Source organism: Pelosinus sp. IPA-1 (assembly GCF_030269905.1).
Lineage (GTDB): Bacteria > Bacillota > Negativicutes > DSM-13327 > DSM-13327 > Pelosinus.
In genome coordinates, this window is record NZ_BSVC01000006.1 from 109912 (window position 1) to 135206 (window position 25295).

General features: G+C 39.2%; 21 protein-coding genes and 2 tRNA genes. 15 read left to right on the forward strand and 8 right to left on the reverse strand.

Annotation, left to right across the window (positions count from 1 at the left end; all coding sequences use genetic code 11):
* The first annotated feature begins 17 nt into the window (after positions 1-17).
* From QSJ81_RS15435 to QSJ81_RS15460, 6 genes are all read left to right on the forward strand, one after another.
* Positions 18-1229, forward strand: coding sequence for a molybdopterin molybdotransferase MoeA (locus tag QSJ81_RS15435; protein ID WP_285718261.1), 1212 nt, complete (start codon positions 18-20; stop codon positions 1227-1229).
* Positions 1230-1242: 13 nt separating this feature from the next.
* Positions 1243-2259, forward strand: coding sequence for a molybdopterin-binding protein (locus QSJ81_RS15440; protein ID WP_285718262.1), 1017 nt, complete (start codon positions 1243-1245; stop codon positions 2257-2259).
* A gap of 13 nt (positions 2260-2272) precedes the next feature.
* Complete coding sequence (gene moaC / locus QSJ81_RS15445; RefSeq protein ID WP_285718263.1) at positions 2273-2764, forward strand: cyclic pyranopterin monophosphate synthase MoaC; 492 nt, start codon at positions 2273-2275, stop codon at positions 2762-2764.
* Positions 2749-3702: a molybdenum cofactor synthesis domain-containing protein gene (locus QSJ81_RS15450; protein WP_285718264.1), complete on the forward strand. Its 954-nt coding sequence runs from the start codon at positions 2749-2751 to the stop codon at positions 3700-3702. Before moaC ends, QSJ81_RS15450 begins: the two co-directional genes overlap by 16 nt.
* 177 nt (positions 3703-3879) lie before the next feature.
* On the forward strand, positions 3880-5886 hold the full coding sequence (locus QSJ81_RS15455; protein ID WP_285718265.1) for a molybdopterin-dependent oxidoreductase: 2007 nt from the start codon (positions 3880-3882) through the stop codon (positions 5884-5886).
* Positions 5887-6054: 168 nt separating this feature from the next.
* Positions 6055-6345: a hypothetical protein gene (locus QSJ81_RS15460; protein WP_285718266.1), complete on the forward strand. Its 291-nt coding sequence runs from the start codon at positions 6055-6057 to the stop codon at positions 6343-6345.
* Here QSJ81_RS15460 and QSJ81_RS15465 read toward each other — a convergent pair whose 3' ends face one another.
* From QSJ81_RS15465 to QSJ81_RS15475, 3 genes are read right to left on the reverse strand one after another with little or no spacing between them, the layout of a single operon-like run.
* Positions 6346-7638, reverse strand: coding sequence for an aspartate aminotransferase family protein (locus QSJ81_RS15465; RefSeq protein ID WP_285718267.1), 1293 nt, complete (start codon positions 7636-7638; stop codon positions 6346-6348). It abuts the gene before it with no gap.
* Positions 7639-7682: 44 nt separating this feature from the next.
* A complete protein-coding gene (locus QSJ81_RS15470; protein WP_285718268.1) occupies positions 7683-9638 on the reverse strand; it encodes a peptidase U32 family protein in 1956 nt (651 codons plus the stop codon).
* A 32-nt stretch (positions 9639-9670) separates the two neighbouring features.
* Complete coding sequence (locus QSJ81_RS15475) at positions 9671-10540, reverse strand: ABC transporter substrate-binding protein (RefSeq protein WP_285718269.1); 870 nt, start codon at positions 10538-10540, stop codon at positions 9671-9673.
* Positions 10541-10781: 241 nt separating this feature from the next.
* Between QSJ81_RS15475 and QSJ81_RS15480 the strand changes: the two genes are divergently transcribed.
* On the forward strand, positions 10782-14210 hold the full coding sequence (locus tag QSJ81_RS15480; RefSeq protein WP_285718270.1) for a DNA polymerase III subunit alpha: 3429 nt from the start codon (positions 10782-10784) through the stop codon (positions 14208-14210).
* A gap of 33 nt (positions 14211-14243) precedes the next feature.
* On the opposite strand, the gene QSJ81_RS15485 is transcribed toward QSJ81_RS15480, so the two are convergent.
* Positions 14244-14822 carry a YdcF family protein gene (locus tag QSJ81_RS15485; RefSeq protein WP_285718271.1) on the reverse strand — a complete coding sequence of 193 codons (579 nt, stop codon included), beginning with the start codon at positions 14820-14822 and terminating at the stop codon, positions 14244-14246.
* A 251-nt stretch (positions 14823-15073) separates the two neighbouring features.
* Here QSJ81_RS15485 and QSJ81_RS15490 point away from each other — a divergent pair, with 251 nt between their 5' ends.
* From QSJ81_RS15490 to QSJ81_RS15500, 3 genes are all read left to right on the forward strand, one after another.
* The gene (locus QSJ81_RS15490) at positions 15074-15274 is read left to right on the forward strand and encodes a putative signal transducing protein (protein ID WP_285718272.1); all 201 of its coding nucleotides are present in this window, start codon (positions 15074-15076) and stop codon (positions 15272-15274) included.
* A gap of 165 nt (positions 15275-15439) precedes the next feature.
* The gene (gene pyk, locus QSJ81_RS15495; RefSeq protein WP_285718273.1) at positions 15440-17203 is read left to right on the forward strand and encodes a pyruvate kinase; all 1764 of its coding nucleotides are present in this window, start codon (positions 15440-15442) and stop codon (positions 17201-17203) included.
* Between the two features lie 235 nt (positions 17204-17438).
* Entirely contained in the window at positions 17439-18704 is a 1266-nt protein-coding gene (locus QSJ81_RS15500) for a hypothetical protein (protein WP_285718553.1), read from the forward strand.
* A gap of 128 nt (positions 18705-18832) precedes the next feature.
* On the opposite strand, the gene QSJ81_RS15505 is transcribed toward QSJ81_RS15500, so the two are convergent.
* Positions 18833-19969: an acyltransferase gene (locus QSJ81_RS15505; RefSeq protein WP_285718274.1), complete on the reverse strand. Its 1137-nt coding sequence runs from the start codon at positions 19967-19969 to the stop codon at positions 18833-18835.
* Positions 19970-20117: 148 nt separating this feature from the next.
* Between QSJ81_RS15505 and dat the strand changes: the two genes are divergently transcribed.
* The 4 genes from dat (at position 20118) to QSJ81_RS15525 (ending at position 23513) form a co-directional block, all read left to right on the forward strand.
* On the forward strand, positions 20118-20975 hold the full coding sequence (dat, locus tag QSJ81_RS15510; protein ID WP_285718275.1) for a D-amino-acid transaminase: 858 nt from the start codon (positions 20118-20120) through the stop codon (positions 20973-20975).
* A 110-nt stretch (positions 20976-21085) separates the two neighbouring features.
* Positions 21086-22516, forward strand: coding sequence for an MFS transporter (locus tag QSJ81_RS15515; RefSeq protein WP_285718276.1), 1431 nt, complete (start codon positions 21086-21088; stop codon positions 22514-22516).
* A 138-nt stretch (positions 22517-22654) separates the two neighbouring features.
* A complete protein-coding gene (locus QSJ81_RS15520; RefSeq protein WP_285718277.1) occupies positions 22655-22987 on the forward strand; it encodes a hypothetical protein in 333 nt (110 codons plus the stop codon).
* Between the two features lie 16 nt (positions 22988-23003).
* Complete coding sequence (locus QSJ81_RS15525) at positions 23004-23513, forward strand: hypothetical protein (RefSeq protein WP_285718278.1); 510 nt, start codon at positions 23004-23006, stop codon at positions 23511-23513.
* 37 nt (positions 23514-23550) lie between these two features.
* On the opposite strand, the gene QSJ81_RS15530 is transcribed toward QSJ81_RS15525, so the two are convergent.
* From QSJ81_RS15530 to QSJ81_RS15540, 3 genes are all read right to left on the reverse strand, one after another.
* The gene (locus QSJ81_RS15530) at positions 23551-24297 is read right to left on the reverse strand and encodes a M48 family metallopeptidase (RefSeq protein ID WP_285718279.1); all 747 of its coding nucleotides are present in this window, start codon (positions 24295-24297) and stop codon (positions 23551-23553) included.
* Between the two features lie 67 nt (positions 24298-24364).
* Positions 24365-24450, reverse strand: a tRNA-Leu gene (locus QSJ81_RS15535).
* Positions 24451-24581: 131 nt separating this feature from the next.
* Positions 24582-24667: transfer RNA gene (locus QSJ81_RS15540), tRNA-Leu, on the reverse strand.
* A 189-nt stretch (positions 24668-24856) separates the two neighbouring features.
* Here QSJ81_RS15540 and QSJ81_RS15545 point away from each other — a divergent pair.
* Positions 24857-25219 carry a hypothetical protein gene (locus tag QSJ81_RS15545; RefSeq protein ID WP_285718280.1) on the forward strand — a complete coding sequence of 121 codons (363 nt, stop codon included), beginning with the start codon at positions 24857-24859 and terminating at the stop codon, positions 25217-25219.
* Positions 25220-25295: the final 76 nt, after the last annotated feature.

A 25295-nucleotide genomic window follows, 5' to 3' on the forward strand; every position in this document is an offset into this window, starting at 1 on the left:
GGAAAGGAGACTTGGAAATGGCAATATCATTAGAAGATTCTATGTCAATTTTACTAGAAAAAATAAAATTGCAAAAAAAAACTCATATTTCCCTAGAAGATTGCTATAATCGGGTATTAGCAGAAGACATTATTGCAGATATGGATTTTCCTCCTTTTGATCGATCGCCCTTAGATGGTTATGCAGTAAGAATGGAAGATGTACAATCTGCCTCTTCTTTTAATCCTGTGGTGCTAAAACAAGTAGATTATGTACCAGCAGGCAGTTGGCCAAGTAAAAAAGTTGAAATAGGCATGGCAACACGCATTATGACAGGGGCGAAAATCCCTGAAGGAGCAGATGCTATCATTCGACTGGAAGATACAGAAGTTCAACAGGACATGGTTAGCATCTTCGCAGCTAAAGATGCCAATCACAATATCTGTAGGCAAGGGGAAGAAATTTGTATTGGCCAGATTATGCTAAAAAAAGGCACGGTCATTAAGGATGGAGCGATGGGGATACTGGCGATGCTTGGCAGGAGTAAACCCTTGGTTTATGAGCAGCCGAAAGTTGCTATCTTGGCTACTGGGACTGAGATTGTTAGTGTTGATCAGCCTCTAACCAAAGGAAAGATTCGGAATTCGAATAGTTATATGTTAATGGCAAAAGTTAGAGAAGCTGGAGGACAACCGATTCTTTTAGGGCAGGTCAAAGATGATATTAAAGAAATGGAAAAGAAGCTAATAGGGCATGAGAACATTGCTATGTATATCACGACAGGGGGGGCGTCTGTTGGTGATTATGACTTAATGGAGCAATTATTTTATAAAATGAAAATTCCCATGTTATTCAGTCGCTTAGCAATGAAGCCAGGCATGCCGGTAATAACAGGTTTCTGGCATGATACATTGGTGGTAGCCTTATCTGGAAATCCGGCATCAGCAAATGTTTCTTTTGAAGTGCTACTAAGGCCTTTACTGCGAAAAATGGCAGGAATTATTGAGATTGAAAGGCCTAGAGCAGAAGCTAAGCTTAAGAAGGCCTTTAATAAAAAAAGTAAGTCTAGGCGTTTCATTTGGGCTAGGTGTGAAAATATCGATGGAGCCCTATATGCTGAACCGATTGATTTTCAAGGAAATGGTATGTTGTCAGGCTTGTTGCCAGCTAACGCTCTTATTGATGTTTCGGCGGACAGTAGTTGTTTACCAATAGGAACGAGGGTAAATCTTCGTTTATTGACTGATTAGAGAGGAAAAAATAATGAAATCAATTGATGTAAGTCAGGCAATCGGTATGATCTTAGGACAAGATCTTACTCGTGTTGTCCCTGGGGAAACGAGCGGCGTAGCTTTTAAAAAGGGTCATATCATTAAGGCAGAAGATATTTCTTTAATGCGCAGCATGGGGAAAAATAATGTATATGTTATGGAATTTGGTGAGGATCAAGTTCACGAAAATGATGCAGCAGAGCAGTTAGCCCTTTTGGTAGGACATAAAGACTTGTTGCTATCAGAAGCTGCCGAAGGTAAGGTAGGGATACGGGCACAGTGTCATGGTCTACTTAAGATAAATACTGAGAAATTATTTGAAATTAATATGTTAGAGGGGGTAGCCCTTTCTACCTTACATAATAATAGCCTTGTGTGTGTGAATGAACTAGTCGCTATTGCAAAGATTATCCCTCTGGTTTTACCAAAGAAAACAATGAATCAAGTAAAAGAAATATGTATAGATGAAGATATAATCCGTATTATCCCTTTTACTGCGAAAAAGGCAGGCTTACTGATTACAGGAAGTGAGGTATATTATGGTATAATACAAGATAAATTTGAAGCGGTAATAAAAAAGAAGTTTGCAGATCTGGGCAGTGTAGTAACAGAAACAATATTTTTACCAGATGATGAAAATTTAATCGCAGAAAAGATAAAGACATTGGCTGCCAAAAATGACATTGTATTTGTAACTGGCGGCATGTCAGTCGATCCTGATGACGTTACATTGGCAGGTGTAAAAAAGGCAGGGGCAGATGTAGCAGTATATGGCACACCTGTTTTACCAGGTGCTATGTTTATGACGGCCTATTTAGGTGAAATACCTGTAATCGGTATTCCTGCATGTGGTATGTTTAGTAAAGTAACGGTGCTTGATGTAGTATTACCCAAGATATTAATCGGTGAGCGTATTACGCGCCAGTATATAGCTTCCCTAGGACATGGTGGTTTATGTCGCCGTTGCGAGAGTGGCTGCACGTATCCTCATTGTTCATTTGCAAAGTAAAAGGAGTGGAATTATGGGAGAATTTACTCATTTTAATACCAAAGGTGAGAGTCATATGGTGGATGTGAGTGCAAAAGAGATAACCCATCGACAAGCAGTTGCTCGTGGACAAATTTTTATGGAAGTGGAAACATTAGAAAAGATATATGACAGTCAAATTGCCAAAGGCAATGTTTTGGAAGTGGCACGTTTAGCGGGTATTATGGCGGCTAAACAGACACAGCATTTAATACCTCTTTGCCATCCTTTACCGATAAGTTCTGTTATGATCAGTTTCACCAAAGGGGAAGCCTCTGTTATCATTGAGGCGACTGTTAGAGTGAGCGGACAAACAGGTGTTGAAATGGAAGCCATGACAGCCGTTAGCATCGCCGCTTTGACCATATATGACATGTGTAAAGCCATTGACCGTTCTATGGTAATATCGAATGTTTGTTTAATGAAAAAGGAAGGCGGTAAGAGTGGCCTATTTGAGAGGGAGGACGATCCATGTCTGCAAAAATAGCTGCTGTTTGCATTAGCAAGGAAAAGGGTGTACGCAAAACGAATATTGGTGAGGCTACTCTAATCCCCAACTGGGGCATGGAAGGTGACGCCCATGCAGGGAAATGGCATAGGCAGATTAGTTTACTCAGTGTAGATAGTATAGAAAAAATGCGGGAAATGGGGAAGCAAAAAGGTCTAGAGTTAGTTCCGGGGGATTTTGCTGAAAACCTTACTACAGAAGGCTTAGAACTTTTCAAACTGCCAGTAGGTACCTATCTTAAAGCTGGTGAAACATTATTAGAAGTGACCCAGATTGGTAAGAGTTGTCATCATGGCTGTGAAATATTTAAACAGGTTGGTCAATGTGTTATGCCAAAAGAAGGCATTTTTACCCGCGTACTTGTTGGTGGTAAAGTTAAGGCTGAGGATCCAATTACACTCTGGCAGGGAATACCAGTAGGAATTATTACTGCTAGTGACAAAGGTGCTAAAGGTGAACGGGAAGATACCAGTGCCAAAGAAATTGAAAAACTTATACCCGAGATTCAAGGGCAGGTTATTGACTATCGTATACTGCCAGATGATCAGGAGGTGTTAGCAAAGGCTATGACGGAGATGGTAGACCAGCTTGGTGTAGGTCTTTTACTTACTACTGGGGGCACTGGTTTTTCCCCTAGAGATGTAACTCCTGAAGCAACTTTGCGCGTGATTGAAAGAGCTGTCCCTGGACTCCCAGAGGCCATGCGCCGAGAAAGCTTTGCTATATCCCCAAGGGCTATGTTAAGCCGAGCTGTGGCAGGTATTCGTGGTAAATGCCTTATTGTCAATCTGCCAGGTAGCCCCAAAGCAGTACGAGAATGTCTGCAAGTCATTTTACCTGTACTGCCTCATGCCCTAGATATCCTTCGTGGCACGGGCAGTGAATGCGGACAATCAATTACTGGTAAAGGGTTATAAAAAGAGAGACAAAGTATAGATTAATCCTATATATAATAAAACACTCCTAAACAGATTTTGTTTAGGAGTATTTGTTTTAATTGTGGGGAAAGTGGGATATTAAAACAGGAAATTGGCACAGGAGGAACGAATAAATTTCTTATAATAGATGTACGAGCACACTAGGAGGTTAAAATAGTGAAGAGTGAAGTAAAACGGTCTGTATGCCCTTATGACTGCCCAGATGCCTGCGGACTTATGGTAGAAACGTTCGAGGGTAAAGCGATAAGAGTTACGGGAGATCCAGATCATCCTTATACAAAAGGATCCTTATGTCCGAAAATGAATCATTATGAAAAGACAGTACATTCGCCAGAGCGGTTGACTCACCCCTTATTACGTACAGGACCTAAGGGAACAGGGGAATTCAAGGCGATTAGCTGGGATGAAGCAATGCATCATATTAAGGATCATTGGCAGAAGATAATTGCTGAGTATGGAGCCGAGTCTATTCTTCCTTATTCCTATGCGGGGACAATGGGAGTGGTACAGCGTAATATTGGAGAGGCTTTTTTTCATCGTTTAGGAGCTTCTCGTTTAGATCGAACAATCTGTTCATCTGCTAAAGGATATGGATGGTCTACTGTAATGGGCGCAAGCCTAGCACCCCATCCTCAAGAAGTAGCAGCAAGTGACTTAATCATTCTTTGGGGCACTAATGTGCTGGCTACAAATATCCATTTGTTATATTATGTTCGCGAAGCAAAAAAAAGGGGTGCGACTGTCTGGTTAATTGAGACTTATGAGACGCCGGCAGCTCAAGTTGCTGATAAGGTGATCATAGTACGACCTGGTACTGATGGGGCCTTGGCCTTGGGGATGATGAATGTCTTGGTACGTAATGGTTTGGTTGATGAGGAATTTGTTAGGCAACATGTACAAGGCTTTGAATCGTTGAAGGAAGAAGTTTTACCAGACTATTCTACTGAAGTAGTAAGTGAAATTACGGGAATTGATAGCACTACAATAGAAGAGATAGCTATCTTATATGGGAAAGCCCAAGCACCTTTTATCGTTATGGGCAGTGGAATGTCACGGTATGGTAATGGTGCTATGACAGTTCGTGCGATTACCTGTCTTCCAGCGATTGTGGGAGCCTGGGCAAAAACAGGGGGAGGCCTTTTATCAAGTATTGGTACGAGTGGTGCCTTTGCTATGGAAACTATCACTCGGACAGATTTTATTAAAGAACCCACTCGCAGCGTAAATATGAATCAATTAGGTATAGCTTTGCAGGAATTGAATAATCCGCCAATTAAGAGTATGTATGTATATCATTCAAATCCTGCAGTTGTTACTCCGGATCAAAATGCAGTAATAAAAGGACTTTTGCGAGAAGATCTATTTACTGTAGTTCATGAAAGATTCATGACGGATACGGCCCGTTATGCCGATATTGTGTTACCGGCAACTAGTTCACTAGAACATGCGGACATATATCGTTCCTATGGGCATTACTGTGTACAAAGGGCCTATTCAGTCATCCCCCCAGTTGGAGAAGCAAAGTCAAATTGGGATGTATTCCGTTTACTAGCTGAGGCAATGGAGTTTAAGGAGCCTTTTTTCCAGCAGACTGTAGATGAAATTATTAATCAATTAATTGACACTCCGAATGCATGGCTTAAAGGCGTAGACATAGAAAAATTGCAGAATGGTGTAGCAGTAGAACTACCATTGCCTCCTAATTACAAAACACTATTTAAGACTCCTTCAGGAAAAATAGAAATATTTAATCCGAGGGAAGAGGAGCCTCTTCCTAGGTACAATACATCACATGGTGATGATGCTCCTTTTTGGTTTATGAATGCTCCCGGACTATATTCTCTTAATTCTTCATTTAATGAACGGCCTGACCTTTTGGAAAAAAGGAAAGGCATGTATTTGATGATGAACCCCCGTGATGCTTTAAATAAAAACCTACAAGATAAGCAAGAAGTCATCGCCTATAATGAGCGAGGAGAAGTTACCTTTATTCTTGATATAACACCAAAAGCTCCCGTTGGTGTAGTGATAGCAGAAGGAATCTTTTGGATCAAAGATACTCCAGGGCAGCGTTCTGTGAATGCTTTGACTTCTCAGCGTCTAACAGATAAGGCGGCTGCTAGTACTTTTTATGATACAAAGGTTGATGTTCGCGCTAAATAAAAAAATGTAGAAATACAATCCTCCAATATATTATTGGAGGATTGTATTTTATTTATTGAATTTTCATATAATAAATAGGAATTTTGGTAATAGTTAACCTTACGTTAGAATAGATTAGATTAACACACTTATTTACAGGCAAATTGACATAAGTAAGGGGTGATGGTTATGAGGACCTTGTTTAAAGAAAAGATAAGTAGATTTGGCTCACTGATTAGTTTATTGACGTTAACCACTATGTTAACGTTGTTTTCTCTCTTTATGCCAGATCTAATAGCAACTCCCTCTGGAAGAGTTTTTGTGGTTTTATGGGCTGTGATCGCGATTGTAGCATTTATTGCCCATGCGAGAGGATTAAGGGTAGGGGTTAATAAGCGCTATAATGCCCACAGTATTATGAGAAAAGAAGAGCGCACCCTTAAAAAGGGGCGCCCTCAACGCTTAGTGCGCGGATTATAGTTAAATTTTAATGGAAGATAACACATCGTCTAGGTTGTTGAGTAGATTGTTGATATCGGCAGTTGTTATAACTAGAGGCGGTTGGAAAGCTAATGTGTTGCGATTGGGACCATTTTTCCCAACTAAAAATCCCCGGTTTTTCATTTCCTCTAGGATATAATCTGTTTCTTTCATAGCTGGCGTTTTGTCAGCGTAAACTAATTCTGCACCGATCATAAGACCTAGACCTCGTATATCTCCGATAATCGGATATTTTTGCTGTAAAAGAGTAAGACCATCCTTTAAAACTTTACCAAGTACAGCGGCTTTAGCGGGTAGATCATTTTCTTGAATATAACGTAAGGTAGCTAAGCTAGCTGCCGCTGTCACTGGGTTGCCCCCTAAGGTAGACGCACCAGGACGAGTGTATATGTCGGCAATCTCAGCTCTAGCAGTAAAGGCTCCTACAGGTGTGCCGTTTCCAAGTGCTTTTGCCATTGTCATTATGTCAGGTTCTACATCATAATGCTCCATGGCAAACATCTTTCCAGTACGACCAAAACCTGTTTGTACTTCATCGATGATGAGTAAAATTCCGTAGGCATCTAAAATGGATTTAACACGTTTAAAATAATCGGGTGGCGGAGTAACCATTCCACCATTTCCTTGAATAGGTTCGGCGAACATAGCAGCTACTTTTCCGGAAGTAGCTGTTTTTATAATGGTCTCAATTTCATTGGCGCAAGCTAAATCACAAGATGGATATTTTTTGTCATAGGGACAACGATAGCAATAGGCATTCGGTGCAAAACTAATCCCCCCAACAGGATTAGGATCTGTACGCCACATACTCAAACCTGTTAAGCTCATTCCAAGTTTTGTGCGACCATGCAAACCCTGGCGCAAACTAATAAACTCAGAGTTTCCAGTATATAAAGTGGCCAAGAGGGCGGCCCCCTCATTGGCTTCGCTTCCAGAACTGCAAAAGAATGTTTTTTGCAATCTTCCTGGTGTTATGTGAGCTAATTGTTCAGCAAGATTCACAATGTTTTCGGTTAAATAAATAGTGCAAGTATGCTGTAGGGTATTGACTTGTTCGCAGATTGCTTTCGTAATCTCAGGATTGCAGTGACCGCAATTAACGACGGATACACCAGCAAAACAATCCAGATATTCTTTCCCGGTGGAGTCATACAAATATTGCATTTCACCACGTACTAATTGCATTGGATGGTTATAAAAATGATACACGCAAGGGATTATATATTGGCTTTTTTTACGTAAAATTTCTTCAGATCCAATATAAGTATTCAAATATATCTCACCTTTCCATTTTTATAGAATAAAAACTATTAAATTTACTTAGATAGGCGATAACGGAAACTGCCGACACCTAGTTCTCTAGGGCTTATTTCAGTAATTTTTTCTAATTGATTCATATCAAATTGGTAGTTTTCCTGTTGAGCTGTTAATTTATCCAATTCCTCACGGTAAACTCTTGTAATAGCTCCTACTACGTCAGCGGTATAGTATTGCCCTTCTATGCGATAATTTTGGACAGCAGTTAGGGAAACTAGGTGGGGTAGTAGGCATAAATCTTTAGCAAATAAAAGATTGCTTCGGCCATATTGATCTACCATAATAGGATGTTGTTGTCCTGCGGTATCGAGTAATGCATACTGTTTTGTGTCTAAAGCTGGGTCATAACACTTTTCGTATTGGTCGTTTAAAATGGCATCAGGTATAGAATGGTCTGTAATCATTGCGGGTATTGATCCGTGGACAATAATTTCTAAAGGAAGTTGGCTTTTTTCTACCAAATGAATAACTTGTTCATAGGTAGCTTCAAGAGATATTGTAGCTTTTTTTACTTCATTATTTCTAAGAAGTTGAGTTGTCATGTGATTAAATACATTAAATGAAAAATCAGTTTGTATTGGGAAGTTAGAGAGTTGTCTTGCCATGGCCAAAGATCCAAGGTTACCAACCATTACACCATGAGGTTTTAACTTGCTAAGAGCAGCGAAAAATTGCTCTAGTTCTCCACATTCTCGTTCCATTGTAATACGAGGAGTAGTAACTATAACTTTTGCATTATATTTTATAGTTTCTTCTATGGCTTCAGATATGGATTGTAATGTCCAGGGAAGGGCTGGTTTGGCTGATTCTCCACCAATATATATGATATTAGCCCCATTTTGGCAAGCCGCACGCAAGGAAGATAAATCAGCAACACGGACACTTAATGTAGGCTTAAATGGTTCACTAGCCTTTGGAGCTTGAACTGGTACTGGTCTCTTTACTACGGTTGTCATATCAGCTTCTCGCACAGCTTGGCTAAAGAAACGGGGCTCCCGTTTACCACTATAACCGATGGCTGTGGCACCTGGATTGCCCAAGGCATAACAAGTAGAAAAATCTCTGGACCGACTGTTTTGTAATTCTTCCCAACCCTGTTGATCTAAGGTATAACCTGTTGGATCAGCAATATAACGATCAATGGCTTTACGATATGTTTTTACGATACGGCTTACAAAATCAGCAGTACGCATACGTCCTTCAATTTTGAATGAGCGTACGCCAGCTTGTATGAGTTCAGGTAACTTAGGGTATAAGCACATATCTTTCATGGCTAGTTTGTAGGGACCAGGATCTTGGTCTGTGACAGGGTTCCCTGTTGCTGTATCCACCAGTTGATAAGGCCAGCGACAAGGTTTCAAACAACGACCACGGTTAGAGCTTTGTCCAAAAACGACACCTGATTGTATACATTGGCCACTGTGAGAAATGCACATATCACCATGAATAAAATATTCGACTTCTATGCCAGTGCGCTCTTTCAAGAGGCTAAGCTGGGAGAGAGACATTTCCCGGTTTACGACAACACGAGTAATTCCATAACCTTGTAAGGTACGTACAGCGTGTTCGTTATGCGTATTCATCATAATGGATGCGTGCAGGGGAACGCTTAGCTTCATTTCCCGTGCCAACTCCAAAATAGATAAATCCTGTACAATAAGTGCATCTGGCTTAAGTTCATCAAGCAGACTAAGATAAGAACGCATCTTATCAATTTCCCGGTCACTGATTAGGTTGTTAACCGTAACATGTAGTTGTACATTGTGATTATGGGCATATTCGATAGCCTTAGCCAGCATTTTATCATCAAAATTAGCGGTTGTTTTAAACATGCGCATATTGAATTGTTTGCCGCCTAGATATACAGCATCTGCTCCGGCTTCAATAGCGGCTTCTAATACATCCCATGTGCCGACAGGTGCTAATAATTCAACAGAGTTTCGTGTTAATAGCATTTTTTCATCTCCAACAATTTTAATAAGGTGATTTATTGAAAAATTTCAGATGCTTCCTGTAACAAATCTTTCGGCAAGCTGATATCTAAATTTTCCGCAGTAAACTGATTCAACAAAATTTCTGGTGATTTTACAATATCAACAGGAATCGTTTTTACTTCTCTGCCATGTAAAATCATTTCGGCTTTTACTGCGCATTCCTTACCTAGTTGATAGTGGTTAGCTACCAAACCACCTAAGGCACCATCCGATATGTTAGGTGTATGAGAGGCAATAATGGGTACTCCAATGGTATCTGTATAATAAACAATAGTAGCAAAGTTTTCTTCTACAATCCGTCCAATTGGCAAAAATAAAGCGTCTAATCCTGATGGTAAGATATCAGGAAGATTGGATAAATCCTCAGAATTATCAATAGCAATTTCTACTAAGCGTATGGTAGGATGAACTACTTTACGGAAGTTTGCTACTTCAACCATAGAATTTATATCTTTTGTGTGATAAAGGATGCCTACGGTTGTTGCTGTAGGCAGTAAACGACTGATAAAAAGCATTTTGTCATCTGCTTTAACCATACCGGCAACTCCTGTTGCTTTACCGCCAGGTTCTGCCAAACTATGTACAAGGTTCGCGCCGATAGGGTCAAATACAGGTGTAAATACTACAGGGATATTTGCAGTAAGTTTTACAGCAGCAGTAGCCGCGGGCGTCGAGCAGGCAAATATAAGATCCACTTTTTTTTCAGCCAATTGATTGGCGAGTTCAGGAAGTTGATCAATATTTCCGTCAGCGTTTAGATAATGAAACTCAGTTTGAATACCGAGTTGTGCAATCTCAGATTTAAAACCATGCACTGCATCGTCTAAGTTTTGTGTAAGTTGCAGAATGCCTATATTATACAATTGATAACACCTCTTTAAAACATTTCTAACCACTATAAATTCAACAAATTATGAGTAATACCTGCGAAAGATTGTGAAAAAATATCCTAATTTCGAAAAAAATATATTATATTGTTAGATTAAGAGGGAAAGTAGTAAATTTCAGTAAGGAATGTTATTTCGTTATTCCATACTATAAAGTATAATGAAAAGGAACTTTTCTATACAATTAGTTTTCTGTCTTCGGAAGGGTGTGAAATATATGGAGCAACAACTACAGCATTCGAATAATAAAGCATTTGTACATTTACATGTTCATACAGAATATAGCTTACTAGATGGTGCTAGCCGCGTTAACGCTTTAGTAAAGCGGGCAAAGGAATTGGGTATGCCAGCCATTGCAATTACAGATCATGGCACTATGTATGGCGCTATAGAGTTTTATAAACAAGCAAAAAAACAAGGTATTAAGCCAATTATTGGTTGTGAAGTGTACGTGGCTCCTCGCTCTCGTCAGGAAAGAACAATGGTGGAGGGAGAAGCCTACTATCATTTAGTACTTTTGGCGGAAACGGACGAGGGCTATCGTAATTTGATTGAGCTTGTGTCACGAGCCAATACAGAAGGTTTTTATTATAAACCAAGGGTGGATAAGGAACTACTCAGTATTTATAGTAAAGGGCTTATTTGTCTAAGTGCCTGTATTGCAGGAGAAATCCCATCTTGGTTGTTAAAAGGCAATATTGAAACTGCAGAGGCTTTGATTCAAGAGTATATTACCATATTCGGCAAAGATAACTTTTTTTTGGAACTTCAGGATCATGGAATACCAGAACAAAAAAAGGTAAATAAGTTCTTAATAGAGATGTCCGAGAAGTTTGGTGTTGGCTTAGTTGCTACTAATGACTTACATTATATTAATAAAAAAGATGCGGAATGTCATGATGTGCTGTTATGCATTCAAATGGGTAAGACGGTAGATGACACAGCTAGGATGAAGTTTTCTAGCGATGAATTTTATCTAAAGAATTTTGATGAAATGTCCCAGTTATTTGGAGAACATCCAAAAGCCTTGACAAATACTTGTCTTATTGCTGAACGCTGTAATGTAAATCTGGAGTTTGGGAATTTATATTTGCCTGAATTCCCCGTACCAGAAGGCCTTACAGCAAATGAGTACCTTGAGCAGTTATGTAAAGAAAAATTAACGGAACGTTACAGCGATATCACGCCTGAGGTGCTAGAGCGTCTTGCATTTGAGCTAGACGTGATTATAAAGATGGGTTTTGCTGGGTACTTTTTAATTGTGTGGGATTTTATTAATCATGCTAGGCAGCAGGAGATTCCAGTCGGACCAGGCAGAGGGTCAGCAGCCGGTAGTATTGTATCTTATTTGCTAAGGATTACCAATATTGATCCTATTGCCTACGGATTGCTATTCGAAAGGTTCCTAAATCCGGAACGGGTCACCATGCCCGATATTGATATTGATTTTTGTTATGTGAAACGCGGTAAGGTTATCGAATATGTATCGGAACGATATGGGGCTGATAAAGTGGCCCAAATTATTACCTTTGGAACGATGGCAGCAAAGGGAGCTATTCGCGATGTAGGGCGGGCTTTAAATATGCCTTATGGAGAAGTCGACCGCATTGCCAAAATGGTGCCAAATGAACTGGGCATTACTCTAAAACGTGCCTTGGAAATTAGCTCTGAATTTCGGACAACTTATGAAAGCGAAGCAATGGTGGGAAAACTTTTGGATTTGGCTATGGCGGTTGAAGGTTTGCCCCGGCATGCTTCTACCCATGCAGCTGGGCTCGTAATTTCCAAGGAGCCTTTGACTCATTATGTGCCACTACAGAATTCAGCCGAAGGTTTTCTGACGACCCAGTATGATAAGGATAAAGTAGAAGAGCTAGGCCTATTGAAGATGGACTTACTCGGCCTTAGAACCTTAACCGTAATTGGCGATACGATAAAGTTAGTGAAGGAAAGTCAGGGCATCAGAATAGATATTGATAAGATCCCTTTTGATGATCCTAAAGTAAGTGCTATGTTGACGAGTGGGGATACGGCGGGAGTCTTTCAATTAGAGTCAAGTGGTATGACTGCTTTAGTAAAAGACTTAAAACCGGAATGTTTTGCAGATTTAATTCCTTTAGTCGCTTTATATCGGCCAGGTCCTTTGGGAAGCGGCATGGTGGAAGACTTTATTAATGGCCGCAACGGTAAAAAGCAAGTGACTTACGTACATCCTTTACTAGAGCCTATCTTACATGACACCTTTGGCGTTATCCTATACCAGGAACAGGTTATGCAGATTGCGTCTGTTATGGCTGGTTTTACTTTAGGTCAAGCTGATCTTTTGCGGCGAGCGATGGGTAAAAAGAAACATGATGTACTAGATGCTCAGCGAGAGAACTTTTTACGTGGCGCAATGGAGCGGGGCATTGAAGGAAAAATGGCGGGAGAAATCTTTGACTTAATGGCCCATTTTGCGGATTATGGCTTTAATAAATCTCATAGTGCGGCTTATGCCTTAGTTGCATATCAAACAGCCTATTTAAAGGCAAATTACCCCCAGGAATTTATGGCGGCGCTGCTATCTAGTGTTATGGGGACAAATGATAAAATAGGCTCTTATATTGAAACTTGTCGCCAAATGGGAATTGCTGTATTGCCGCCAGATATAAACGCGAGTCAAAGCAGCTTTAGTGTTGATGGTTCTGGGATACGCTTTGGTTTGGCCGCAGTAAAAAATGTAGGGGAGAATGCCATTCAAAATATGGTAGCTTCCCGTGATGCAGATGGAAAGTTTGAATCATTAGTGGACTTATGTACAAGGGTAGATATGCGGGTTATTAACAAGCGTGTTATTGAAAGTCTGATTAAATGTGGGGCTTTTGACTCATTAGGGGCAAGACGTTCCCAATTGCTAGCTGTACTGGATCGTGCTGTCGATATGGCTGGGGTAAGACAAAGGGATAGAGTCAGCGGGCAAATTGGACTCTTTGGTGAAGAAACTCTCAATGAGGCAGATGAACTTATCTTGCCAGATATTCCTGAAATTCCAAAAGATCAAATACTAGCCTTAGAAAAAGAAATTACTGGTTTTTATGTTACAGGGCATCCTCTAGATGCTTATCGGGATAAGATGAACCATTTTACACCATTAAGTGAGCTTGCTAGTGGTGAGTATGGAGATGGTAAGTCAGTAAAAGTAGCTGGTCTTATTATGAATGCAAAACGCATTACGACTCGTAATGGGGATATGATGTGTTTTATGGTTCTTGAGGACTTTACAGAACAGATGGAAGTAATCGTTTTTCCAAGAATATTTGACAAGTTTAGTAAAATTTTGCTGCCCGATATGCCTGTAAAAGTAAGTGGACGGCTAAATATGAGTGAAGATAAGGCGAAAGTAATTGCGGATGATATTCAACTCCTTAGTGATATGAAAAGTATAGAAGTACGGCTTAAAATAAGTAAGCTGCAAGAGAGTGGGGAAGTGTTTGAACAATTGAAACAAGTTTTTAAAATGTACCCTGGTTCATCTGTCGTATTTTTACATCTTATTGACAGCCGTCGTGTTATTAAGACGGAAAAACAATTTTGGATTAAGCCCACTGCCCAAGCAATTGAGGCATTAGAAAATATTATTGGCAAAGGCCGGGTAACGGTTGCCTGACAAAAAGGACTTGGCCATAGCCAAGTCCTTTCTTTACTTTCCAGTGAGCAGTAGAACAGCGATTGCTGCTCCCTCACGAATATATTGTTTCGTAGTAAGATAAAGGTTATCAGCCATGGGTGCAGGGGCACCAGTTGCTGATATTCCTTGATTTTGGGCTAGGATGAGAGAACGGCGTATGTGCGAAGCATTCGATACAATTATGGCAGTTTTTAAGTTGTTTTCCTGCATAATCTTATGAGAATTAGCTAAGTTTTGCATTGTGTTAAAGGATTGATCTTCTACAAAAATATGCTCTGAGGGGATGCCATGATTCACTAGATAGTTTTTCATGCTGCTAGCCTCGCTGATAGCTTCGTCTTTCCCTTGTGCGCCACTAACAATAATCCTTTTTGCATAACCCTCTCTATAGAGTTTAATTCCTTCATCAAGACGTAGACTAAGCATGAGACTAGGATCTTGCCCGATAAGTTTGGCTCCCAGGATGATGATGGTGTCACTGGCAGATGGTTGTGTTAGATAACCAACTGCAATAATTGGGATCTCGATGGATAAAGTTATTATGAGAACTATAAATAGAATATACCGCTGCAACTTTTTCGAGTAATTCATATTGGCCTCCCAAGGATAATATCACATTGTCTATTATATAATATTGTAAGGGAAAATGTTACATTAGTGCAATGGTAGTTAAAGTTAGTTGAAAATAGGTGAATAATTTTTACTTTTGGCAGAAAACGCCAAGAATTTAGCAGGAATAAAATCCGATATGGAGAAAGCAATGTAGAGATTTGATTTTCATGGTACTATGAGTAGATTAGTAGGATGGTTTCAAAAATATGGGAATAATAGCAGGAGGAATTATGTGGACTGTAATATATATTGCAACGAATCGAGCTCAAGCTGAAAAATTGAAGAACTTACTATGTACAGAGGGAATTTTGGCCAATACAAGACAAGCCGGTGTTTCGTCCGTTGTTGGTGATGGTTTATATGAAATATTAGTACTGGAATCAGAAGCAGATGAAGCACATGCAGTTCTTTGTCAGCATGCGATAAAATAAAGAAAACTAAGATTAGGTAGAGGTAATAACTTTATTTGAATCTTAGACGCCTTCGCCCTTATTCAGGGGCTAGTTCCTCTTAACTTCCACTGTAGAAGATAGGGGAGTATAAGAGCGACTTAGTACCGGATTCATTGTAATATATGTTTTAAAAATTGTAGGAGAGTGTACAGCGTGCTAAAAAAGACGAAAATTATTTGCACATTAGGACCAAGTACGGATAAAACAGGTATTTTGGAAAATTTGCTGGTTGAAGGTATGAACGTTAGCCGTTTTAATTTTTCCCATGGATCTCACGAAGAGCAAGGTAAGCGTATTGAAATGCTGCGTGCTGCTAGCAAAAAACTGAATAAAACAGTAGCCTTATTATTAGATACTAAAGGGCCAGAAATACGTTTGGGTAAGTTTGCTAGTGGGAAAGTTCACTTAACAACAGGACAAGCATTTACATTGACGTCAAAGGAAATCTTAGGGACAGTTGATAGGGCATCTGTTAATTACAGCTTATTACCGCAAGAGGTAAATGTAGGTAATACAATTTTATTATCTGATGGCTTAATTAGTTTACGTGTAGACGCTGTCCAGGATGATGAAATCGTTACTACAGTGCTAAATAGTGGCGATATTAGTGATCGGAAAAGAGTAGCAGTACCTGATGTAAGTCTTAATATGCCCTTTTTATCAGAACAAGATGAGGCAGATATCTTATTTGGTGTTAAGCAAAATATGGATTTCATTGCGGCATCTTTTGTACAAAGGGCTGCTGATATCTTGGCAATTCGTAAATTACTGGAAAGTGTTAATGCCCATATGGAGATTATCGCTAAAATTGAAAACGCAGAAGGTGTTAGAAATATCGATGAAATCTTAAAAGTTGCTGATGGCATCATGGTAGCCAGAGGTGATTTGGGAGTAGAGATTCCAACAGAAGAAGTTCCAATTGTACAAAAACGTTTAATCGATAAATGTAATAAAGCAGGTAAGCCTGTTATCACCGCGACCCAGATGTTAGAGTCGATGATGGTGAACCCTCGCCCTACGCGCGCAGAAGCGAGCGATATTGCCAATGCTATTTTGGATGGTACAGATTGTATTATGCTAAGTGGAGAGACTGCATCAGGGGATTACCCTGTTGAAGCCGTGAAAACTATGGCTCGGATAGCTATACGTACGGAGGAGTCGTTACAATATAGATCCATCTTACAAGCTAACGGTGTAATGCTGCAAAATACGACTACAGACGCAATTAGTCATGCTACCGTGCAAGTTGCTTATGAATTAAACGCGGCAGCTATTATCACAGCCACAGAACACGGCTATACAGCTCGGATGGTATCAAAGTATCGTCCACAAGCTCACATTGTAGCTGTAACGCCAAATGAAAAAACGATGAGACGTATGATGCTGTTTTGGGGTGTACAACCCATAATGGGAGTAGCAACAAAAAATTCTGATGAAATGGTACAAAATGCTATGAATAGAGCAGTCGAACACGGGGTGGTAAAAGAGGGAGACCTCGTGGTAGTTACTGCTGGAGTTCCAGTAGGTATGTCTGGTACTACGAATATGATTCGGGTACATGTTGTGGGCAATATTTTGCTTCGTGGAGTAGGTATTGGACAATGTTCCGTAACTGGTAAGGTTTGCATTGCCCATTCGATTAAAGACGTTAAAAACAAGTTCCAGCCAGGCGATATTTTAGTTGTAACGGGTGTGGATGAAGAAACAGCAGTTTATGCGGCAAAGGCATCCGCAATTATCGCTGAAGAAGGGGGACTAACTTCAAACGCGGCTATTGTAGGTATTAGTGTTGGCATACCTGTTGTAATTGGTGTTGATGGTGCAGTAGAACGTTTAACAGATGGATCATTAGTTACAGTTGATGGGTCAAGAGGGCTTATTTATCAAGGCGAAATAAACGCTAGATAGCGAAGTTATCAGATAGATAAGATTTCCCGGAAGAAATTGCTGTCGTACTGCCATAAGTCACTTATAAGACTCTGGGTTTCTAGAGTCTTATAAGTGTATAGTAAAAGATATTATTGATGAGCGGAGGGTGTTACTATTGTTCTGGGTGGCATCGACAAGCACTATTGTAATCATGATATGTATTTATTACTATTGCCGGAGAACAACTTGGAAAATTAAATTGCTTACATTCCGGATGCATAAAGTGATCAATAAATCGCAGAAAAATAAGAAACAGGTTCAGCGATTATTAAAAGATATATATATGCTTCTTAATAAAAGTATAGAAAGTCATGATCAGGTAATTGCTTATAAATTAATTGATTTACTTAAATTAGCTTTTGGTTATGGGATGATGCGTCAAGATGAGTCAGTTCGGCTTATGGCAGTTAGTGTTGCAGCATTGAACAAGGGAAATCCCGATACGGTAAACTTTATTTTAGATGCTTTTAAGCCATTAATTCGTCAAATAGCTCCTGAATTTGTTCCTAGTGCAGCAGAACAGTTAACATTAATTGGGGCAATTGCTTTGAAGAAGAAACAAAAATTTTTATTCGCAAAAGTGGCAGAATGCATTTTTCTTATAATGGAAAGACCAGATGCTACTGGGGATAAAAAAATAATAACATCAGTTATTGAAGCTCTTAAAGTAATTGGGGTCTTAAGTCTTAGACGCCGTGATACTGCCTTATTTCGGGAAATAAGTGTACGTTTATCTAGTGGGTTTAATGGAAATCAAGTTACCGTGGATATTACGGAAACTTTAATAACTATGTTATCAGCTTGGCTGCATCGCATTATTGGATTGAATGAAACCTCTCTATTTGATATTCTAGAGGAATCTTCTTATAGTTTGCTAGAATCTAACGTGTTACTTGAAACTAAGCTAGATTTATTATTTGAGGAATGGGGAAATCTTGCAGCATCTGCCTGCTTAAACCCGAATAGTCAAATAGCTGGCCGAATTATAGACCTTTTGTTTACTCTAGCTAGTATGAACGATGATAGTAGGCGTTGGGCAAGGACGATATCTATAGCTGGGCGAGTTGCAAAGTTAGCAATCTCACGGCATGGCATTGCTGTGGCATTTATGGCTTTTTACCCTATGCTAGAAATGGGGAGAAAGTTATTATGGTCGGAATTAAGATTTGTTCAGTGTATTGATGAGTGTAGACAAGAGATGTTATTTGCAATTGTCAGGGAGTCGTTATTGATTATTTCATTTGCCTCGAAGCAGGATTTGGTAGGATCTTCAGGGCAAACGATTGTTGATCTTTATAAATGCTGGGTAGAGAATCCTGCAATGGCGGGAAAGCAGAAATCAATTAAAAAGTATTGTCAGTTACTACTGCTTTTTTGGTTAAAGGATAAAAGAAAGGTTAGAAAAAATCTACCTCATAATAATGATCTTACAGAGCCTATGTTATTTTCTGATAGTGAAAGGCAAAGATTCAGAATATAGAAAAATAACATAAGAAAAGACTTGGCTCGCGCCAAGTCCTCGGACGCAGGCAGAAGCCTTAGTCGTTCTTACTTGGAATCAAGAAAGTGTTATACTTACTGATTCCGTGAAAAAAAATCCGGGTATTTTTATACACCGGACTTTGGTTTTGGTAATTTACTACCTGTCAATAATAAGCTGATAACTGGTATGACTTTGCCAATTTTTTTTATGAAAATTGCAAAGGTCAGACTAATAATGACAGTTGTTAAATAAAACATAATTGTGGTAGGGGCTGTCATTAATAAATTGCGGACAGACAAGTAGCTGGCTAAATAATACATGACCAAAGGATGAACTAGATACACTACATAGGAGTGTTCACCTAGGCTGCTAAGCAGCTTTTGGATTCCTTCTGGTAGTCTGTCTTTACTAAAAAGCATAAATAAAAATAACGTACTAGATAGGGTATATAATATGCCGATAGGGCTAAGCTGATGATCAGTGTTGACGGCAGCTTCAGGTGTGTAATTCAGAGTATACACTAGATAATAATAAAATAGTAACATCCCTGCTAAACTAATCGAAAAGAATGTTTTAATATAGGATCGATAACATTTGATTGCTTCTTTGAATTTTATATATTCTACGGCGCAAACAGCGCCGAATAGAAAAATAAATATGTAATGGAATATCCAATAACTTGTACGATGAAAGATTAATTTATTTAGATAATGATTAGAGAAATTTGCGTGTAGCATATAACTTGAGTAATAATTAAAAAGCATTTGTAGTAGCAGGAGTATGCCTAAATTGCGGATTGGATACTTTATTATACTTCTGACTAGAGGACGCCATAAGGGCATAAGTGTGTAAAACCATAATAGAATAACTAGAAAATAGAGTTGATAAGAAGCAAGACCGAAAAAAGCAAACTCATAAAGGAGTGGAGGATGCCATATGGTGCTATCGCCACTCACGAAGGTGTAGTGAAGCATGTATAAGATAGACCAAACTATATAAGGTAGTAACACCGTACGGAGTCGTCTGATAAGGAAGCTGCTATAATTGAGCTTTGCTGTAAGATCTTGTGTGATAAATAAGCCAAAGGCCGATACGAAAAAGAAAATCGGAACGCTGAAACGCGTGATAATTTCTAGTAAAGCAAATAAATGAATGTTTACTTTAGGATTGCTTAGGGAGTAAGCTCCCGTATGAATACCAATTACGCCAAGCATAGACACGCCGCGGATGTATTCAATGGCCATTATTTTTTTTCTAGACATTGTTAAGTTCCTTTCTACTGAGAAATTTAGAAATTTTATCCTAAAAATACTTTATTCGTAATTAGTCAGCATTTTCCTGCTTGTCATGAATAGCTAAAGAGAATAGAGTATTTCAAATACATATTAATTAAATTTTTAGGAGGTTATTATGAGAGAATTAGGATTAGTAAATGGTAATTTGGTTGATATGAGTGATAGCTTCATACCAATGGAAGATCGTGGTCATCAATTTGGTGATGGAGTTTATGAGGTGACGAAAGTATATAATGGTCGGTGTTTTGCGTTGAGACCACATTTGGATCGATTGTATCAATCCTTGCGTGCTATAAGAATTCCTGCTACTTATACTTTCGAAGAATTAGTCGAGTTTCATGAGTTGTTGATAAAAGAAAGTGGTATTACAGAAGGAGCCATTTACTTGCAGATTACTCGAGGCGTTGCACCGCGCGTACATTCTTTTCCGGAGCAAGTTGTACCATGTTTGACTATGTCTATTCGCCCTAGCGGTCCAATAAATCCGGAATTTAAAGAAAGAGGTGTTAAAATTATATTAATTCCAGATGAACGTTGGCTGCGTTGTGATATTAAGTCTTTAAATTTGCTGAGCAATGTGCTGGGGAAACAACAAGCAAAAGAGGCTCACTGTTTTGAAGCTGTTATGGTGCGAGGCGATCACGTTACGGAAGGCACTAGCAGTAATTTCTTTGTTGTAAAAGATGGAGTGATTTGGACTCACCCAGCTACAAATTTAATACTAAAAGGTATCACTCGGTCAATTATATTAGAAAGATTGGCAAAGGATTTGGATTTGACAATTTTAGAAAAACCTTTTGGTGTGCCTTTCGTAAAAGGAGCAGAGGAAGCATTTTTATCCGGAACGAGTACAGAGATCATGCCAGTTACTTCCATCGATGGAGTTGCTGTGAACAATGGTTCTGTTGGGCCTATTACGCGAAAATTGCAATTAGCTTATGCTCGTCTAATTGATGAAGAGTGTCATCGTTAGTAGAATGCGATTTAAAACCATGATTCGTCTAGTAGCAGGGAATGGACCCTGCTACTTTTGTGTATAGTAATAGGGAATGCAGTTTGTTTTTTTTGGGGAGGATGTAATGCATGCAAGAAAAGATTAAGCAATTACCGTACTACCGATGGCTTATTTTTAGCGTAACGGTAATGGGAACTTTTATGGCTGTATTGGATTCTAGTATTGTCAATGTAGCTCTACCTGTAATTGCAGTAAGCTTTGGTGTAGAATTACCAGTAGTCCAGTGGGTTGTAACCGCTTATTTACTCGTCATATCTAGTTTATTACCTCTCTTTGGTAAGGTAGGCGATATGTATGGGCGACGTAGAATTTATTTACTAGGATTTAGTATCTTCACGATAGGTTCTTTATTATGCAGTCTTTCTAACACTGTATGGCTTTTAGTAGCAGCTAGAGTGGCGCAGGCGATAGGAGCATCTATGCTAATGTCTAATTCTCCTGCGATTATTAGTACGACTTTTCCTGGTAAGGAACGAGGACGTGCCTTGGGAATGAACGGTACAGTCGTAGCCTTAGCCGCTATGGCTGGGCCTAGCCTGGGAGGGTTATTAGTAGGCTTATTCAGTTGGCAATCTATTTTTTATATTAACTTGCCCATTGGTATACTCTCTTATTTAGTAGGACATGTTATTTTGCCTGTGGAAGAGAAACATTCAGTAGGAACATTTGATTTTAAAGGAGCAGCTTTATTTGCCTTGGGTATGACTGGGCTATTGGTCGTGCTGAGCAATGGGCAGGAATGGGGCTGGAGCTCTTCTATTGTACGCGTAATTAGTATGATGTCTGTAATGTTATTAAGTGTATTTGTTTGGCATGAGGGTAGGGTAGAACACCCGATGATTGATTTATCATTATTTAAGCGTTGGCCTTTTTTAGCGGGAAATATTGCAGGATTGTTATCTTTTATGGCCATGTTCTCCAATAATATGTTGATGCCCTTTTACTTACATTCGGTCTTACTGTTGTCGCCAACAGAGATCGGGTTAGCTATTACGCCATTTCCCCTATTGATGGCAATTACAGCACCTGCTAGTGGGTATCTATCGGAAAAAGTTAGCCCAGTTGTGCTGACGTGTAGTGGTCTTAGTATTTTAATGTTGGGTCTATTATACTTAGCCACATTAGATGCTCAGTCGGTTATTTGGCAGGTTGCTATAGGTCAGGCTGTAATGGGAATTGGAAATGGTATGTTTCAGTCACCGAACAACAATAGTGTCTTGAGCTCTGTACCTTCTAATAAAGTAGGTCTAGCTAGTGGAATTAGTGCTTTGATGCGTAATGTAGGCATGGTAAGTGGTATAGCAGTTGCAGTGTCTGTATTTGAGAGTAAAAGACAGCAAGAATTAGCTGGTTTAGCTACCCCTGATAATGCAGCTCAACTTAGTGCGTTTTTGTCAGCATATCATGTTGCCCTAGTAATTGGGGCCTGTTTTGCCGGCGCTGGTGCAATTCTCTCTTTGAGTAGAAAAGGGCACGTATATCTAAAAACTACACAGTAAAAATTTTTCTTAGATTTAGCATCTAGGAAAAATTGTGTATTGGTTTTAGAAGTTGACAAAAATACAGTTTATTACTTATAGTAAGAGTAGGATAAAAGAACTGCACTGGATAAGTGTAGTGTTTAGGGAGGCTGGAAAATGAATCAAATTTGGATGCGAATTTTTTTTATAATGATTGGCGGTAGTATTGTTAAGTATTTATTTGCTTCTTCCCTTGTTTGGGTAGGAATTGATTTGGCTGTTCTCGCAATTTGCTATTTAACTTTAAAACGATATCCCTTTGTGGATTTGAAAACAAGTATGTTATTTCTTGGTGGCTTAACTGCCGTTTCTGTTTTGACGGATTTAGGGATCATTAGCGGCCTTATTGCCAATATCATTATACTGGCATTGATGGCATGGATGATGTTTGGACGTAATGGTAATAATGGCCCTAAGAGGCCTCAAAATCGGCATAAGTGGCATAAATAAAGGGGAGCCTTAATATATGAGCTCATCGTCCAGAATCTTAACACGTACAGCATTGCTGCTGGCTCTTGTTTTGCTGTTTCAATCCTTACGGTTGGTGATTCCCATCTCGCCATTTTTATCGACATTTTTAATTGGCACCTTGATAAATAGTTGTTTGCTAATTGCTGTTGAAATGGTAGGGGGAGGACCGGCTTTGGTGATCGTGTTCTTAACACCAGTGGTGGCATATTTTCAACAAGTATTGCCTCTTCCCATTTTTATTCTGCCTGTGGCATTAGGGAATGCTATTTATATTGGCATATTTTTAATGGGAAAACATTGGAAATATTGGATGAGTATTAGTGTTGCTGCTGCATGCAAAGCTGCATTTATGTATTTGGCTTTTAGTTGGTTGCTTACACTGGTAGAAATTCCTGCTAAAATAGCCATTGGATTGCTGTTTGCTATGAGTTGGCCTCAATTTGTCACAGGATTACTTGGCGGATTATTAGCTGACATTATAAAAAAGCGTTTGAAATTGCTGTAAAAACAATTTCAAACGCTTTTTTCATATGAAAGTTGAACTATAAGATGGTCATGAGTAACCTTCCGTTCGTGCGTAGCCATGTGCGGTGCTCTTTATAATTGGGGGAGTATTTTTCAACCTCTCGCCAAAACGAGTCAGAGTGATTCAGTATACGCAAATGGCAAAGCTCATGAATGACTAAATAATCAACGACTTCAGGTGGTGCCATAATGATTCGCCAGTTATAATTAACGTTTCCTCTAGAAGAACAGCTGCCCCAACGGGTCTTTTGCTCCTTGATGGTAATACGCTTTGGAGATACCTTAATTTGAGCGGACCAGAAAGTTGTTTTTTCGGTTAAGATGTTTATAGCGGAGTCAATATACCATTCTTTTAATAGTGAGTATGACAGGCTATCCAAATCGGCCGCTGGGAGGGGAGGGAGCTCCAATAGGATTTGATCCTCCTCTAGATGCACAGCAGGTCGGTGGTTCTCCTTTATGATAAAGGTAAGGGTATGGGGGGTTCCTAAATACAGGATACTAGCATTATGGCTAATAGATTTGTTGATTGGATTAGATGCCACTGTTGTTAATTTTGAAATTTGGGTTATAATCCATTTTGTCTTTTTAAATATTATCTTTTCAATTTCCTCAACTGGAAAGTGTGTAGGGGCAGTAATATTTAGATGATTTACAGATGTTAGTTTTAACTGAATGGATTTGCGGTTTTTCTGGTAACGGATAGTATACGTAATTGGCTGGTTTTCAATAAGAATTGTATTCATAGAATTAGAATTAGACATTGTAAAGAAGGAATCCTGCAAAAAAAAAGCTTTCAATTTTTCTGAAAAATTGAAAGCTCTAATATACTGGTGCCGAAGGCCGGACTCGAACCGGCACGTGGAGTACACGTCTGATTTTGAGTCAGGTGCGTCTGCCAATTCCGCCACTTCGGCACGTTTTAGGTTGAACTCTTGGCCCAACAAACAATATATTAACATAATAGATAGTTATTGTCAAGTATCTAGTTTTAGAAAAGAAAAATAAAAAAGACTTTAACACAAACATGTAAAGTCTTATAAAATACTGGTGCCGAAGGCCGGACTCGAACCGGCACGTGGAGTACACGTCTGATTTTGAGTCAGGTGCGTCTGCCAATTCCGCCACTTCGGCACATTTTAAGTTTTGCTATCAGGTGGTGGCCCACCGGACAAGTAGTATATTATCATGATTCTAATAAAGATGTCAAGAAGATTTTTATGGAAGAAACATAATCAAAAAAATCTTAATAACAATTAGTATAAATACATAATTCCAGGGAATAATTGTACCATATATGGAAGAACGAGGAGGATGTAAATTATGGCAACGAAGATGGGGCCTTTACCCATAAAAAAGGTTATGTTTAATAGCAAGGTTGCGAACGATGATGGAGAATATGAATTTATTATTGATTGTGAATCTGTTTATTTTGATGTAGGATATGACAATGAAGGTAATTTACAGTTTGTTGATCAGTATTTTTACACGGAGCGCCATTCTCACGGGGATATAAATTACGCTTTAGAGCAAGAAGACTTACTAAGTGTTGATGATACTGATTTCCCAGTGAAAAGTTATTTGTTAGCGAAGCAGGAAAATGGGAATGAATGGCTGCGTTTTCACGCAGTAGTACCAAAGACAGTTGATCCTGGATATTTCCACCAAAAATACATTGGTGAATAAACCTAGAATTAAATTATTTTGATTGTGCCCTGTTTTAGAGGTGGTTTTAATGACCGCCTCTTTTGTTGTTTGTAAC